The sequence below is a fragment of the Variovorax sp. GW460-12-1-14-LB1 genome, from assembly GCF_059423605.1.
Window position 1 is genome coordinate 19,418 of the sequence record NZ_JBWKYF010000046.1, and the last position, 13,238, is coordinate 32,655.

Consider the following 13,238-nt stretch of genomic DNA (forward strand, 5'->3'; position numbering starts at 1 on the left):
GGCTCGTGCGCGCATCTCGCCGCCTTCTGTACATCTCCGAGTTCATCGTTACGCTACGCTTGTTACCAGAGCGCTTTTGAAAGATGGTCATGAACAACGCTACCCCACTCCCGCGAGCCGTGACTTCCGTGCGTCGCATCACGAGCCTTCGCTTCATGCGGGGAATGGTCTCTCGCGGCTTGGCGATGCTTGGTGGAACTCAGCGCGCGAAAGTAGGCCCCCATCAGGAGCGGCTGCTGCAGTTGGCGCGACTTGAGCAATGGGAGCTGGATCAGCGCTTCCATGAAGCGGGCGAGCGGTAACCCTCTCAGGCATCGGGGACGACGGCCCGAAGACCGCCCCTTGAATCGACGCTGATCGTCGCGCCCTCTGCTAGTATTTCAATCGGTAGCCCGATTTCTCCTCCCTCCCTATCCTGGGCTACCCTTTAACCCGCTTCGGCGGGTTTTCTTTGAACGCGACTGTGAATCGCACCAGGACTCAGCGTTGGTCTGCGGCCAGTGCGTGCAGGATCGGGCAGCTCCCCTTGCCTTTCCCGTGTCGCACTCGTGCAGAAGAGACGTCAACACCTTGCGCGCAGCCTCGAGATCGGCGAGCTTGTTGTAAGCATCGTCGATGGATGTGAATAGCCTCGAATTTGCTGCCAATAAACGTGACCCAGCCTGAAGTTGCGACCGCATGCCGGCGCCTTCTGTCTTGTCATCGAAAATGTTGTGTATGCACCATGAACCCAACTTCTTCGAGAACCTGCGCTCCGAGCTGTCAGGCTGGCGAGTCTGGATCGATCGGGCGATCGTGCTGGGCTACGCTGTCGCGGCCGGGATATTCGTGGTTGGCTTCACGATGGCCAGCGACTGGGCTTTCGGCTTGTTCCATCGGCTCTACGAATCCCAAGCCTGGGTCGTGCTGCTGTGGACGCCTGCCGCGACAGCTGGCATCGTCTGGGCCACCCGTCGCTGGTTTCCCGGTGCAGCTGGTTCCGGTATCCCCCAGATCAAGGCGGCTTTGCATCCTGCGTTGCCTCCCGAACAGCGCGGTCTGTTTGCGTCGTTGAGGCTCACCTTAGCCAAGATGGCGTTGGGAGTGGTGGGCTTTTTGGCGGGCTTGTCGATCGGCCGTGAGGGGCCCTCGGTGCAAGTCGCTGCCGGAGTGATGCAGCATGCGCGACGTTGGCTTTCCCCGAGCTCGACCATCAACATCCACGCATTGCTGGTGGCCGGTGGAGCCGCCGGGATCGCGGCCGCCTTCAATGCTCCGCTCGCGGGCGTGGTGTTCGCCATTGAGGAGCTATCGGGCCGTATCGAAGCACGCACCAGCGGCGTCATCATCACCGGCATCGTGTTGGCCGGCTTGGTGGCCGTGTCGGCATTCGGCAACCTGAGCTACTTCGGTGTGATCCGAGCACCACAACTGGGCTGGGAAGCACTGGGCCCAGGGCTTCTTGTGACCTTGGTCAGTGGTGCGGCGGGCGGTCTTTTCGCGAGGTTGCTGATTGCCTCGCTCACCGGGGCGCCGCAGCGCATGAACCGCTGGCGTGATCGTTGGCCAGTGCGATTTGCTGCAGTGGGCGGACTGGTCGTGGCAGTGATCGGCCTGGTAACAGGCGGCGTCACCTTCGGTGCAGGTTCCGAGGCCGTCAAACAAATGTTGGCCGGCCACGATGAACTTACCCCCCTCTACACACTGCTCAAATTCATTGCCACCTGGATCACGGCCTGGTGCGGCGTACCAGGAGGCATTTTTGCGCCTTCGCTGTCCATCGGCGCCGGCATCGGTGACGGAATCGCTCAACTCGCTGGTGCTGACCTCGGTCCCGCAATGATTGCCATGGGCATGGCGGGCTTCCTGGCCGCCGTGACCCAGGCACCGCTGACAGCCTTCATCATCGTGATGGAGATGGTGGATGGCCACTCGATGGTCCTGAGCCTGATGGCGTGCGCCATGCTGGCCAGCCTGATTTCTCGCATGATCAGCCGGCCGTTGTACGAAACCCTGGCGCAGCACATGGTGGACGGCGCCAACGCACTTCGCAAGACGGAGCCGGCAGCGCTGCCTCTAATAGAGGTTGCGGCCAAGAAGGATTGACGCAGACCTAGGAAAGTTCAGGACAAGTTGCACCATTCAAAGAACTGATCGAGTTCTCTCGACTTATCAAAAATCGCGTCGGCACCCAGTTTCAGGCTTCGGCGTCGCATCTCCTCAGTGGGGTAGTTCGTCAACACCACCACACGCTGATGCGCCAATCGCCTCTGACAAGAGCGCAAGACCGTCAGGCCAGATCCTTCGCGCAAGAAGAGATCTACTACAACCAACTGCCATCTGTCCTGAAGACTTTCCAGGACAACAGCAGCCTCACCTGCCGTCTCCGCGGTGGCCACGACTTCCGCATCAGCAAGCTCCGCCAGCGCCGGAATCAAGTTCTCTCTGATGGTCTTGCTGTCTTCGACCAAGATAGTTGAGAGCGGCATGCAGTCCGCGCACACTGGCGCCATGTCAAAGTTTGTTGCCTCGAGTTGTCGATCGAATCGTTACCGTTTATACGGATTAGTTTCGTCATGCGTGTAGGCCGAAAGCCCCACTTGTTTGCGGTGTGTCGGCTCACCTGAGGTTTTTGGCCAGCATCAGGGCCGTTGCTCGACTCAAGGAGACCTATGTCCAAACCGACGCCATCCTCCGGCCCAGAAGATGCGCAGGGCCTTGCCAAGGCGTTGAAGGAAAACAAGGAGGCGACTCAAGCAGTTGAGAGGGCGGTGGACGACCTCGCGGTTGTGCACGCTGTTCTGGACAGCGAGTTGCCCAAAGAGGTTGCCTCATCCGATGCTGATCGGGCGGTCGAGCAGACAGGTCAGCTCGAAAGGCAACTTAGTGCATCCAGCGAGAAGCTCAAGAGGGTCAACGAGTCACTGGAACGAGAGTTGTCCAAAGGCAGCCCCTAGGCTCTTTCCTCCCGGCAGCAGCATTGCAACGGGTCCCACTGATTACAGTGCGCTTTCGCTTGAAGCTCCGCGCAGCGGTGACATGCTGCGATGGCGTATCACCCCCCTGAACCTTTGCCCACTAAAATGGCGCGATGCACAAGTGCAGCCGCATCTCCATGAAGCGCCAACCGGGATTCCCAGGCAGCGAGCTTCCGCGCGGCTACTTCTGTTCGGTCACCCCGCCCTGAGGTCGCCGCTCATCTCACAGCGCTCTTCAGCGCACGCACCTGCGTGAGCCCTGCGGGCTTGCGACCGTTCTCCTTTTGAATCGCTGAGGCCACCGGCACTCCCGGCGCAGTCTCCAATCTTTCTATGTCTCTTTCCTCCGTTCGCAGGGACTGGCTTGGCAACGTGCGTGGCGACCTCTTGGCCGGCCTCGTGGTTGCACTCGCTCTTATTCCCGAAGCCATTGCCTTTTCCATCATCGCCGGCGTCGACCCCAAGGTCGGCCTCTACGCCTCGTTCAGCATCGCCGTTGTCATCGCCTTCGCGGGCGGGCGTCCCGGCATGATCTCCGCAGCCACGGGAGCCATGGCACTCGTCATGGTGCTCCTGGTCAAGGAGCACGGCTTGCAATACCTCCTTGCAACCACCGTCCTCACGGGCGTCCTGCAGATCGTGGCGGGTCTGCTCAAGCTGGGCTCGCTGATGCGCTTCGTGTCTCGCTCGGTCGTCACAGGTTTCGTCAACGCGCTGGCTATCCTGATCTTTCTCGCGCAGTTGCCCGAACTGACGAACGTCACCTGGGTGGTCTATGCGATGACCGCCGCCGGCTTGGCGATCATCTATGGCTTCCCGCACATCACGCGAGCGATTCCCTCACCGCTGGTGTGCATCATCGTGCTGACCACCATCGCGATCATGCTGAAGCTGGACATTCGCGCCGTGGGGGACATGGGCCAGTTGCCCGACAGCCTGCCTGTATTCCTGCTGCCGGATGTGCCGCTGAACCTTGAGACGCTGAAGATCATCTTTCCGTATGCGCTGACGCTGACCGTCGTGGGTCTGCTGGAGTCGATGATGACTGCCGCCATCGTGGACGACTTGACGGATACGACCAGCAACAAGAACCGCGAATGCGTGGGCCAGGGCGTAGCCAACATCGCCACCGGGTTCATCGGTGGCATGGCCGGCTGCGCGATGATCGGTCAGTCGGTCATCAACGTGAAATCAGGTGGTCGCGGTCGACTTTCGACCTTCTGTGCCGGCCTGTTTCTCCTGATCCTGATTGTGTTCCTCGGCCCCTGGGTCAAGCTGATCCCGATGGCGGCCCTGGTCGCCGTGATGATCATGGTCAGCATCGGAACCTTCAGCTGGGACTCAATCCGCAAGCTGCGCAAACACCCGCCGAGTTCGTCGCTGGTGATGATTGCTACGGTTGCCGTCACAGTCTCCACGCACGACCTGGCCAAGGGGGTGTTCGTCGGCGTGCTGCTTTCAGGCATCTTCTTTGCCCACAAGGTCGGACGCGTGCTGCGCATCGACCGCGGAAGCGACGCCGAACGCCGCGTGCGCAGCTACAACGTGGTCGGCCAGGTCTTCTTTGCCTCGTCCGAGACTTTTGTCGGCGCGTTCGACTTCAAGGAAGTGGTCGAGAGGGTTCGCATCGACGTGAGCCGCGCCCACTTCTGGGACCTCACTGCGGTCAGCGCACTGGACAAGGTTGTCCTCAAGTTCAAGCGCGAAGGCGCCGAGGTCGAGGTCATCGGCCTGAACGAGGCCAGCGCTACGCTCGTGGACCGCTTCGCCATCCACGATAAGCCCGGCACTGTCGAAAAAATCATGCACTGAAGGAGGCCTACCATGAACAAGGTCTACGCCTGTATTGACGGGTTCGGCAACACCTCCGCAGTGATCGACTGGGCCGCCTGGTCGGCGTTGCGGCTGAATGTTCCGCTGGAGTTCCTGCACGTGCTGGAACGAGATTCGGATCACACGGCGGTCAGCGACTACAGCGGAGCCATCGGCCTGGGTGCCCAAGAATCGCTGCTGCAGGAGCTCAGCAAACTGGATGAGAAGCGCAGCAAGCTGTCTATGGAGAGTGGCCGCCAGATGCTGGCAGCCGCACGCGAACGTGCCGAGATCGCAGGAATTGCGCGCCACGATGCGCTACTTCGCCATGGCGAATTGCTGGACAGCGTGCTCGACGTCGAGGCAGATGCTCGGCTGTTTGTGCTGGGCGAGCATCGTCGCGCCGAGACGCATGGAAAGATCCATCTCGACCACCGCGTTGAGCGTGTCATTCGCTCGGTCAAGCGTCCAGTCCTGGTGGTCACGAGCGAGTACTTCGTGGCCCCGACCCGATTTGTCATTGCCTTCGATGGCAGTGCGACTGCTCGCAAGACGGTCGAGGCGGTTGCGCGCAGCCCGATGCTGGCCGGTTTTCCGGCGCTTCTGGCCATGGCCGGCTCCGACACCCAGGAAGCTCGACGCCAACTTGAAGATGCGCGGCTCGTGCTTGCGGCCGCCGGCTTCTATGTTGAAACAGAATTGGCAGCGGGCGAGCCGGAGGACGTACTGCCGGTGCTTGTCGCCGCTCACGCACCAGTGCTGCTCGTGATGGGGGCCTACGGCCACTCGCGCATTCGGCAACTGATTGTAGGAAGCACTACGACAACGCTGCTGCGCACAAGCATGGCACCGGCTCTCATCTTGCGCTAGTGCCCGTAGTTCATTTGCCTGGGCATTGACGCCGTCCTTGCCTTGCCGCCTCCCGGATTCATGCCCACAGCGGCATTCCCGACACCTCTGCTCCCGTTTGCCAACTTAGGGCCATTGAACGCGCTGAGCCATACGCTGACGGCGCGCTCGTCGACGCTGCTTTTTGGCGGCCTGCTGCGAGCGAGGCAGCGCAGGGCCTTCGGATCCGCCAGTCCGACAAGGCGCGCTTTGCGCAGCAGCGCGGCGCTGTACGCATACCGCCCTTTCGATAGTCCCCGTCTCGGCGGAGCGCGGCGTCGACACCGCGATCGCATTCATCGAGCGAAGTGCCAAGGCCTGAAAGGTTTGGCATTCGCGCCAGTTACACTTGATGCAGGGTGCGAAGCTGCTGTATGCGGCCCGCAGGTTCATGCGCTGGTCGGGCCGCCACGCGGAACCCTCACGCCGGCACCCAATGCAAGAACCCACAATCCAATATATCGCCGCAGCACTGTTTGCTGTGGCGCTTCTCCATACCTTCACGGTCAAGCAGTTCGAGCGACTGTCCCGTCGTTTTCCGCGGCATGCCGGCCTTTTTCACCTGCTGGGCGAGGTGGAGATCGTTTTCGGGTTCTGGGCCATCGTGCTCGTGCTTGCCATGGCACTGGTAGTTGGCGGCGACCAAGCCCTGACCTATGCGGAGTCGCGCAACTACACCGAGCCACTCTTCGTTTTCGTCGTGATGGTGGTGGCCGCCTCTCGGCCTGTGCTTCGGACCGTCATGGCAAGCGTGAACATCGTTGCCCGAACGGTGCCGCTGCCGACTCCGATCGCGACCGCGTGGCTCGGGCTGGCTGCCGTCCCACTTCTTGGATCGTTGATCACGGAGCCAGCGGCCATGACCATTGCGGCACTGATGCTCGCGCCACAGATCTTCAGACCGCAAGTACCCGAAGCAGTGAAATACCTCGCCTTGGGCGTGCTGTTCGTCAACGTGTCGATCGGTGGGACCCTGACTTCCTACGCCGCCCCACCGGTGCTGATGGTCGCTTCGACCTGGCAGTGGGACAGCGCTTTCATGCTCGCCACCTTTGGCTGGAAGGCTGCATTGGCTGTTCTTGCGAACGCCACCATCGCCACCTTCGCACTTCGCAAGCATTTGCAGGTGGCATCGGCCGATGGCGGATCGTCCGAAGCAGGCGTCCCGGTTTCCGTAGTCATGACGCACTTGGTGCTGCTCGCAGGGATCGTGATGTTCGCACACCATCCGGTCGCCTTCCTCGGGCTGTTCCTGATGTTCTTGGGCTTCACGCAAGCCTATGAGCGCCACCAGAGTCCCCTTATCCTCAAGGAAGCTCTTCTTGTCGGCTTCTTTCTGGCCGGCTTGGTGGTACTAGGCGGAATGCAGCGCTGGTGGTTGCAACCGGTTGTCTCCAGCCTTGAGCCGCTTGCATTGTTCTTTGGCGCACTGGGCCTTACGGCGATCACCGACAACGCGGCACTTACTTATCTCGGATCGCTTATTGCAGGTATTTCAGACCAATCCAAGTACATGCTCCTCGCCGGCGCGGTAGCCGGCGGCGGTCTGACTGTGATCGCGAATGCTCCGAATCCAGCCGGCGTCGCGCTGCTCAAAAATGGATTCGCAGACGAAACCATTGGGGCGGGCGGCTTGCTACTTGGCGCGCTGCTGCCCACCGGCATCGCTGCGGCCGCGTTCATGTTTCTGTGAGGCCTTCAGCCTACGCAGGGGCTGTCGAGATGAGAGATCTATGTATGGAATCCACGCTTCATGAAAGTGCCGCAGGTCGGAGCCACCCTGCGGGCGGCGGCGAGCGTTTCAGCCCATCATCGTGCGCGTGTATTCAAGGGCGAGCGCATTGGGGTCGCTGATGCGCATGCAGCTTTGAATGTCGCTGATGCAGAAATGAAGGTTCTTGGATATGGCTGTCTCGTAGATGAACGGCTTGACGTACTGCGCAGGCGTGAAGTGATTGAGCATGAGGCAGGGGTGGAGACAGGGACTGAATGCTGAAGAGATTCGAGAGTCAGCGCTTGACCATCTGTACCAGCGAAGCTCGAATGTGATCGATGCTCGTGGGGCTGATCACCACACGCGGCGTGAGAACCGCCGGTGCGCTGAGTTCGAGGCCCAGCATCTCTGCGAGGGCATCTCCAATCTCCACCTAAGGCCGCGGTTCGCCTGTCAAGCTGAGCTCACGCCTGCAACGTAAATCGGTCATACGAACGACCTGAGGGGCGGTGTCGATCGAGCGCCCGGTCGCTTCGACGGCTCCCCACTGGTTACGAGCAAGGTCGATACCGTACTTCTGCGACCACTGTCTGCCAATGGTCCGTTCGATGCAGCGCTGAACGTCGAGGTAGCGCTCAGCCATCTTTTCCGCATCCATCTCCTCGGCCGAGGCCGACGAGGCGCAAAAAGCCATCGCGGCAAGGGGGAGCAGAACGAGCAGACGAGTGAGCATTGAAAAACAAAGGGGCGAGTAGGAAGCGATAGTTTATCCAGCCCTTCTCCAATGAGGAGCGAGCCTTGTGCAACGCACATTTACTCACAACGAAACACCGCTTCTGCCTGCGGCTTGTGGCTGAAAAGGGTGAGGCCGGCGGGGTTCACCTCGACAATTCGGACGCGCTTGCTTTCCGCGCGGCACTGCTGGGATGCTTCAAGGATGGCGCTGGTCCTCAGATCGATGACGGATTTGCCAGTCACCTCGATCGAACGAATCCCTGGAGGCTGCCCCTGCGCTTTGCCTTCGATCAGCCCGGAACCTGCGCAGGCGGCCAGCGCAAAAAGCGGGCTCAATGCAAAGAGTCGATTCATGGTCTGCTTCGGGTCGCGTCCGTTGGCAATCCAGCATATTGCGCAATCCGACAGACACTTTCAACCGGGGAGATCACCGTCTTGACCGAGGGCATCGCCCGCAGGCGTCGCTGCACTCGTCACGTCCTAGAACCTTCGCGCTAGACCATCGCACAGATAGTCAGGTGCACAAGTCGCCCATATCCTTGCTCCTGTGTCGACTCTCGGCCTCGGCGGTCAGGCGCCAGCCATTCTGTGTGCATCGGATCATTGCATCGCAACAAGAGCATGCGTCCCGCAGGATGTTGGCTTGCACCGCATTTTCAGCGCGGGCGCTGCGGAGGATCACATCCGTGCGAAGGACCACCCATGAAATCGCATCTCAGCTTCTTCTTCGCCCATCGGCGAGTTTGCAGCGCCGCGTTTGCAGTCGGTCTTGCCAGTTGCAGCACGATGGGAACTTGGATGCCGTTCGGCGCTCCGAATGCTCCATCTTCGGCGGCATCGAGCGCGTCGCCGCAGCCTTCTGCTACACGGCCATCGTCGACCATGTCAGCCGTTCCGGCCGAAGCCGGCCAGTCGTCTTCAAGTCCCTCCACCACTGCGGCTCCTCCCGCAAGCGGCAACGTTGCTGGTAGAGCGCGCACATTCTCGACTCGGCTCGCCACCTACACATCCGTTGGTTTTGACTCGGTTCCCGGATGGCGGCAAGATGATTTTTCGGAGAGCTGGCCAGCATTCCTGGGCAGTTGCAAGGTGCTGACTGATCGCGGCACCGAGTGGCGCCAAGTATGTGATCGCGCACGCGCGGTGGATCGAAACAACGACGTGGCGATACGCAACTTTTTCGAGCGCGATTTCTCGGCCTACCAGATCCGAGATGACGACCGTCGCCCTGACGGGGTGGTCACCGGCTATTTCGAGCCCGAGATCACAGGCAGTCGGCACTATGAGCCCCCCAATATCTATCCGGTATACGCGCAACCCCAGGACATGCTCTTCGCGGATGCGCGCAAGCTCCCCAAGGGAAATGGCACCGTGGCTGCGCGTGTGCGGGGTCGCAACGTCACGGTCCAAAGTGGATTGAGCACGCGCGACATGGGAGCTGCGGGTCTGTACGCGCTCGACCTATCCAGCATCACGCGAGATACCTTGGACCGCAAAGTCCGGCTTCGCATTGAGGGCAAGCGGCTCCTGCCCTATTTCACCCGCGAAGAGATCGAGACCAAGGGGGCGCCCAATGCCAAGGTGCTCGCGTTCGTGAGCAGCGCGGCAGCCCTCTACGAGATGCAGATCCAAGGGTCCGGACGTATCCGACTGAACAGCGGAGAAGTGATCCGCATCGCCTATGCGGAGCAGAACGGCCAGCCGTTCAGGCCCAATCTGGCGCAATCGGCATCGGGCAAGGCACGCAGCCCGGTCAAGGTGCGTGGTTCTTCAATCGAGCTCGAACTGAACGATGGCGATGAAGACGATGGTGTGGATGACGACGCCGACACATCCGTGATCCGCACGCGCGGCTTCACGCTCGCTCTCCCCAAGAGCAGTGGCGCAGTGCTGGTGCCAGGACGGCGTAGCGCGGGAAGAACGGCAGGCTCCGGAATCAAGGATCCAAGCTACGTTTTCTTCAAGGAGGCAGGCGTCACGGCGGGTGGCCCTGTTGGCGCATTCGGCGTGCCGCTGTCCGCGGGGCGCTCGATCGCGGTGGATCCGCGCAGCACGCCTTTGGGATACCCGGTCTTCATTTCGACGCGCGCGCCCGGAAGCGGCGAGCCGATGCGGCGCTTGACGATCGCACAAGACACAGGCGGCGCGATCCGTGGCGCTGTGCGAGCCGACTACTTCTTCGGAAATGGACAGCAGGCTGCGACGCAGGCACGCCGGATGAAAGAGCGCGGCCAGCTGTGGGTCTTGCTGCCTCGTGGGCTGGCCGTAGCCGCCGCTGCGAACTCAACGATCCGGACCCGAGGTGGCGCAGTGGGGGCCGACCTGCCTGAGTGCTTGGTTCCGGCCGAAGGCAGTTGCGTCAACGACTGAGGTCTCGGTCTTTGTAAACGTAGGGGAACTTATTCGACACATGCCGCCCAGAGGGGGACCGTGCCTGTGCGCGGGCATATCTGCCACGACTTGCCTCAAAGGGTCCCCTCGAATGCTACTTTTTCCTCGTTTATCCGCATTGCTTTTTGCTGCGCTCCTCGCAACCATTTTCTCTCCGCTTGTGCATGCGCGAGAAATGGTCAGTGTGGCGCGGGGCGAAGTGAACATGCGTTCGGGCCCCGGCACGCGGTATGACGCGCTATGGGGGCTGAGCCGTGGCTACCCCCTTTCGGTCGTGAATCGCAGGGGCGCGTGGATCAAGGTCAGAGATTTTGAGAAAGACGAGGGTTGGGTACTGCGTTCGCTGACGAACCGAGTGCCTCATCATGTCGTCAGAGCCGGCGTCGCCAACTTACGCGGCACGCCGAGCACCCGTGGACGAATCCTCGGCAAAGCGCGCTACGGAGATGTGCTGCGGACCTTAGAGCGCCGCGGTGATTGGATCAAGGTTCGGCATGAGCGAGGCGCGACGGGCTGGGTGGCCCGCCGCCTCGTCTGGGGTTGGTAGTTGCCCGGTCCGGACAGTGCGCCGCCAACGCATCAACACACTCGACGCAAGACAGCGGTCGAACGATTGCCAACCGACCACCGCGCAGCATGGGTACTTCACACGAGGCTTAAGGACGCAGGATGGTCTTTCACATGGCCTCTTGTAGCCCTTGCCCAGACTCATGCCACCTCCAAAATCCCAAAAGCAGTCTTTGAGAACAACGGCACCTCAACATCTCGCCGATACCAGGCGAAGCAATGTCTTGGCGCTGCGCGAGGAGTATCAAGAGCGAATATTGGCGGCAGGTGGCCTAGAGAGCGCGCCCGAATCTGCATTCGCCAAGCACCTGCTCATGCATCCGTCGATGTGGAGTCAAATCAAGAACTCACGGACGATCACAGATCTCCTCGCGCGAAAGATCGAGAGTCGATGCGGGAAGCCGATGGGATGGCTGGATAGAAATCAGGGAGCGACGGCTGGCGCTGCGGAAGATAACTTCCTCGACCTTGCGCGCAAAGTCTGGCGCGCAGAGGATTTCGAAGGGAAGCAGGAGCTGCGAAGCTTGTTGATTGGGCGCGAACGCAAGTTGAGCCGCAAGGCTCGAGCGAGATCCTCATGACAACGATGGCTTGGCCTCAACTGCTTGCACCATCACTCACTTTTGAGCAAAGAGCGTGAAAGAGATTCGACTGCGTTGGGACGCTGCGGTGGTTCATGGAGAAAATTTCGAGTTGCGCCACCGTGGGGACTGGTTCGTCGATGCGACAGGTATTCGACGCGACCTCGAGACCATTTGCCGGATAGCAAACGAAACCTATGGGCAAGGCACGCATTGGCTGGAGGAGCGTGAAATCGAATCCACTCCTCTGCCACACGGAACGCGGCGAACATAAACGAGTGGGGCGCAGTTATTGCAATGCATTCCATGACGTTCTGAGAAACAGAAAGCCGTCATCGGTACACTGCCAGGCTGCGCTGACGCGCTAGCCCTGATCTCGACGAATTCGCCACCAAGCGACAGGTTCATGGAGCTTTCACAAAGCCCCCCTAGAGTCCACCGAGGCTCAGCATCGGGCTTTGTTTTGCCTCGAATTCGCTCAACATGAACATCCGCATCCAAATCTCTGCAGCCAGTCTGATCGCAATGGCATTTGCACAAAGCTCGGCGCTCGCCCAAGACGTGACCGGTGCCGGCGCCAGCTTCCCCGCACCGCTGTACGCCAAGTGGGCGTCCGATTTCAACAAGGCCACTGGCGTCAAGATCAACTACCAGTCGGTCGGCTCGGGTGCTGGCCTCAAGCAGATCGAAGCCAAGACCGTCGATTTCGGCGCCTCCGACGCCCCCCTGAAGGACGACGAGCTGCAAGCCAAGGGCCTGATGCAGTTCCCCACCGTCATCGGCGGCGTGATCCCCGTGGTCAACATCCCCGGCATCAAGCCGGGCGAGCTGAAGCTCAACGGCCAGGTGCTGGGCGACATCTACCTGGGCAAGATCACCAAGTGGAACGACCCCGCCATCAAGGCGCTGAACGGTTCGCTGGCCCTGCCTGACGCTGCCATCGCCCCGGTTCGCCGCGCCGACGGTTCGGGCACCAGCTTCCTGTTCACCAACTACCTGAGCAAGGTCAACGCCGAGTGGAAGTCGAAGGTCGGCGAAGGCACGGCCGTGAACTGGCCCACCGGTGCGGGTGGCAAGGGCAACGAAGGCGTCGCCGCTTTCGTGAACCGCCTGCCCAACTCGATCGGCTACGTCGAGTACGCCTACGTCAAGCAGAACAAGATGACCTATGCGCAGCTGCAGAACGCAGCCGGCTCGTTCGTCTCGCCTGACGACAGCGCCTTCAAGGCCGCTGCCGCCGGTGCCGACTGGAACAAGAGCTTCTACCAGGTGCTGACCAACCAGGCTGGCAAGGATTCGTGGCCCATCACCGGCGCCACCTTCATCCTGATGCACAAGGTGCAGGACAAGCCCGCCAGCGCCACCACCGTGCTGAAGTTCTTCGATTGGGCCTACAAGGGCGGCGACAAGACGGCCGACGACCTCGACTACGTGCCGATGCCCGACGCCGTGAAGACCATCATCGCCAAGGCATGGGGTGAAGTGAAGGATGCATCGGGCAAGGCCATCGCGATCAAATAGGGCGCACCCATACATTGCCGACTCTAGGATGATTCACACGTAGTCAGCAATTGGCTCCATCAGCGCTAGAGG

The 13,238-nt window shown here is 60.9% G+C and carries 14 protein-coding genes; 9 read left to right on the plus strand and 5 right to left on the minus strand.

What is annotated here, in order from left to right; translation table 11 throughout:
- Window positions 1-62: 62 nt before the first annotated feature.
- Window positions 63-284 (minus strand): hypothetical protein, encoded by a 222-nt coding sequence (locus AC07Y4_RS21625; protein WP_495275039.1) that lies wholly within the window; start codon window positions 282-284, stop codon window positions 63-65.
- Between the two features lie 433 nt (window positions 285-717).
- Between AC07Y4_RS21625 and AC07Y4_RS21630 the strand changes: the two genes are divergently transcribed.
- Window positions 718-2,085: a chloride channel protein gene (locus AC07Y4_RS21630; protein ID WP_495275040.1), complete on the plus strand. Its 1,368-nt coding sequence runs from the start codon at window positions 718-720 to the stop codon at window positions 2,083-2,085.
- Between the two features lie 17 nt (window positions 2,086-2,102).
- On the opposite strand, the gene AC07Y4_RS21635 is transcribed toward AC07Y4_RS21630, so the two are convergent.
- Window positions 2,103-2,468 carry a response regulator gene (locus AC07Y4_RS21635; protein ID WP_495275041.1) on the minus strand — a complete coding sequence of 122 codons (366 nt, stop codon included), beginning with the start codon at window positions 2,466-2,468 and terminating at the stop codon, window positions 2,103-2,105.
- Window positions 2,469-2,651: 183 nt separating this feature from the next.
- On the opposite strand from AC07Y4_RS21635, the gene AC07Y4_RS21640 reads away from it, so the two are divergent.
- The 4 genes from AC07Y4_RS21640 to AC07Y4_RS21655 all read left to right on the plus strand — a co-directional run bounded on the left by AC07Y4_RS21640 (window position 2,652) and on the right by AC07Y4_RS21655 (window position 7,350).
- A complete protein-coding gene (locus AC07Y4_RS21640; protein ID WP_495275042.1) occupies window positions 2,652-2,936 on the plus strand; it encodes a hypothetical protein in 285 nt (94 codons plus the stop codon).
- A gap of 354 nt (window positions 2,937-3,290) precedes the next feature.
- Complete coding sequence (locus AC07Y4_RS21645) at window positions 3,291-4,769, plus strand: SulP family inorganic anion transporter (RefSeq protein ID WP_495275043.1); 1,479 nt, start codon at window positions 3,291-3,293, stop codon at window positions 4,767-4,769.
- 12 nt (window positions 4,770-4,781) lie between these two features.
- Complete coding sequence (locus AC07Y4_RS21650) at window positions 4,782-5,639, plus strand: universal stress protein (RefSeq protein WP_495275044.1); 858 nt, start codon at window positions 4,782-4,784, stop codon at window positions 5,637-5,639.
- 454 nt (window positions 5,640-6,093) lie between these two features.
- Window positions 6,094-7,350 (plus strand): putative Na+/H+ antiporter, encoded by a 1,257-nt coding sequence (locus AC07Y4_RS21655; protein ID WP_495275045.1) that lies wholly within the window; start codon window positions 6,094-6,096, stop codon window positions 7,348-7,350.
- A 108-nt stretch (window positions 7,351-7,458) separates the two neighbouring features.
- Here the strand turns inward: AC07Y4_RS21655 and AC07Y4_RS21660 are convergent, their stop codons facing one another.
- The 3 genes from AC07Y4_RS21660 to AC07Y4_RS21670 all read right to left on the minus strand — a co-directional run bounded on the left by AC07Y4_RS21660 (window position 7,459) and on the right by AC07Y4_RS21670 (window position 8,460).
- Window positions 7,459-7,620, minus strand: coding sequence for a hypothetical protein (locus AC07Y4_RS21660; RefSeq protein WP_495275046.1), 162 nt, complete (start codon window positions 7,618-7,620; stop codon window positions 7,459-7,461).
- A gap of 184 nt (window positions 7,621-7,804) precedes the next feature.
- Window positions 7,805-8,104 carry a hypothetical protein gene (locus AC07Y4_RS21665; protein ID WP_495275047.1) on the minus strand — a complete coding sequence of 100 codons (300 nt, stop codon included), beginning with the start codon at window positions 8,102-8,104 and terminating at the stop codon, window positions 7,805-7,807.
- An 80-nt stretch (window positions 8,105-8,184) separates the two neighbouring features.
- Complete coding sequence (locus AC07Y4_RS21670) at window positions 8,185-8,460, minus strand: hypothetical protein (RefSeq protein ID WP_495275048.1); 276 nt, start codon at window positions 8,458-8,460, stop codon at window positions 8,185-8,187.
- A 348-nt stretch (window positions 8,461-8,808) separates the two neighbouring features.
- Here AC07Y4_RS21670 and mltA point away from each other — a divergent pair, with 348 nt between their 5' ends.
- From mltA to pstS, 4 genes are all read left to right on the plus strand, one after another.
- Window positions 8,809-10,476, plus strand: coding sequence for a murein transglycosylase A (mltA, locus tag AC07Y4_RS21675; protein ID WP_495275049.1), 1,668 nt, complete (start codon window positions 8,809-8,811; stop codon window positions 10,474-10,476).
- Window positions 10,477-10,702: 226 nt separating this feature from the next.
- A complete protein-coding gene (locus AC07Y4_RS21680) occupies window positions 10,703-11,044 on the plus strand; it encodes an SH3 domain-containing protein (protein ID WP_495275075.1) in 342 nt (113 codons plus the stop codon).
- Window positions 11,045-11,288: 244 nt separating this feature from the next.
- Complete coding sequence (locus tag AC07Y4_RS21685; protein WP_495275050.1) at window positions 11,289-11,645, plus strand: hypothetical protein; 357 nt, start codon at window positions 11,289-11,291, stop codon at window positions 11,643-11,645.
- A gap of 525 nt (window positions 11,646-12,170) precedes the next feature.
- A complete protein-coding gene (pstS, locus tag AC07Y4_RS21690; RefSeq protein ID WP_495275051.1) occupies window positions 12,171-13,166 on the plus strand; it encodes a phosphate ABC transporter substrate-binding protein PstS in 996 nt (331 codons plus the stop codon).
- Window positions 13,167-13,238 lie beyond the last annotated feature (72 nt).

Bases quoted from the DNA above. Each gene is read 5' to 3' on its own strand.
- AC07Y4_RS21625 (WP_495275039.1), bottom strand. From the start codon at position 284: ATGGAAGCGCTGATCCAGCTCCCATTGCTCAAGTCGCGCCAACTGCAG.
- AC07Y4_RS21630 (WP_495275040.1), top strand. From the start codon at position 718: ATGCACCATGAACCCAACTTCTTCGAGAACCTGCGCTCCGAGCTGTCA.
- AC07Y4_RS21635 (WP_495275041.1), bottom strand. From the start codon at position 2,468: ATGCCGCTCTCAACTATCTTGGTCGAAGACAGCAAGACCATCAGAGAG.
- AC07Y4_RS21640 (WP_495275042.1), top strand. From the start codon at position 2,652: ATGTCCAAACCGACGCCATCCTCCGGCCCAGAAGATGCGCAGGGCCTT.
- AC07Y4_RS21645 (WP_495275043.1), top strand. From the start codon at position 3,291: ATGTCTCTTTCCTCCGTTCGCAGGGACTGGCTTGGCAACGTGCGTGGC.
- AC07Y4_RS21650 (WP_495275044.1), top strand. From the start codon at position 4,782: ATGAACAAGGTCTACGCCTGTATTGACGGGTTCGGCAACACCTCCGCA.
- AC07Y4_RS21655 (WP_495275045.1), top strand. From the start codon at position 6,094: ATGCAAGAACCCACAATCCAATATATCGCCGCAGCACTGTTTGCTGTG.
- AC07Y4_RS21660 (WP_495275046.1), bottom strand. From the start codon at position 7,620: ATGCTCAATCACTTCACGCCTGCGCAGTACGTCAAGCCGTTCATCTAC.
- AC07Y4_RS21665 (WP_495275047.1), bottom strand. From the start codon at position 8,104: ATGCTCACTCGTCTGCTCGTTCTGCTCCCCCTTGCCGCGATGGCTTTT.
- AC07Y4_RS21670 (WP_495275048.1), bottom strand. From the start codon at position 8,460: ATGAATCGACTCTTTGCATTGAGCCCGCTTTTTGCGCTGGCCGCCTGC.
- mltA (WP_495275049.1), top strand. From the start codon at position 8,809: ATGAAATCGCATCTCAGCTTCTTCTTCGCCCATCGGCGAGTTTGCAGC.
- AC07Y4_RS21680 (WP_495275075.1), top strand. From the start codon at position 10,703: ATGCGTTCGGGCCCCGGCACGCGGTATGACGCGCTATGGGGGCTGAGC.
- pstS (WP_495275051.1), top strand. From the start codon at position 12,171: ATGGCATTTGCACAAAGCTCGGCGCTCGCCCAAGACGTGACCGGTGCC.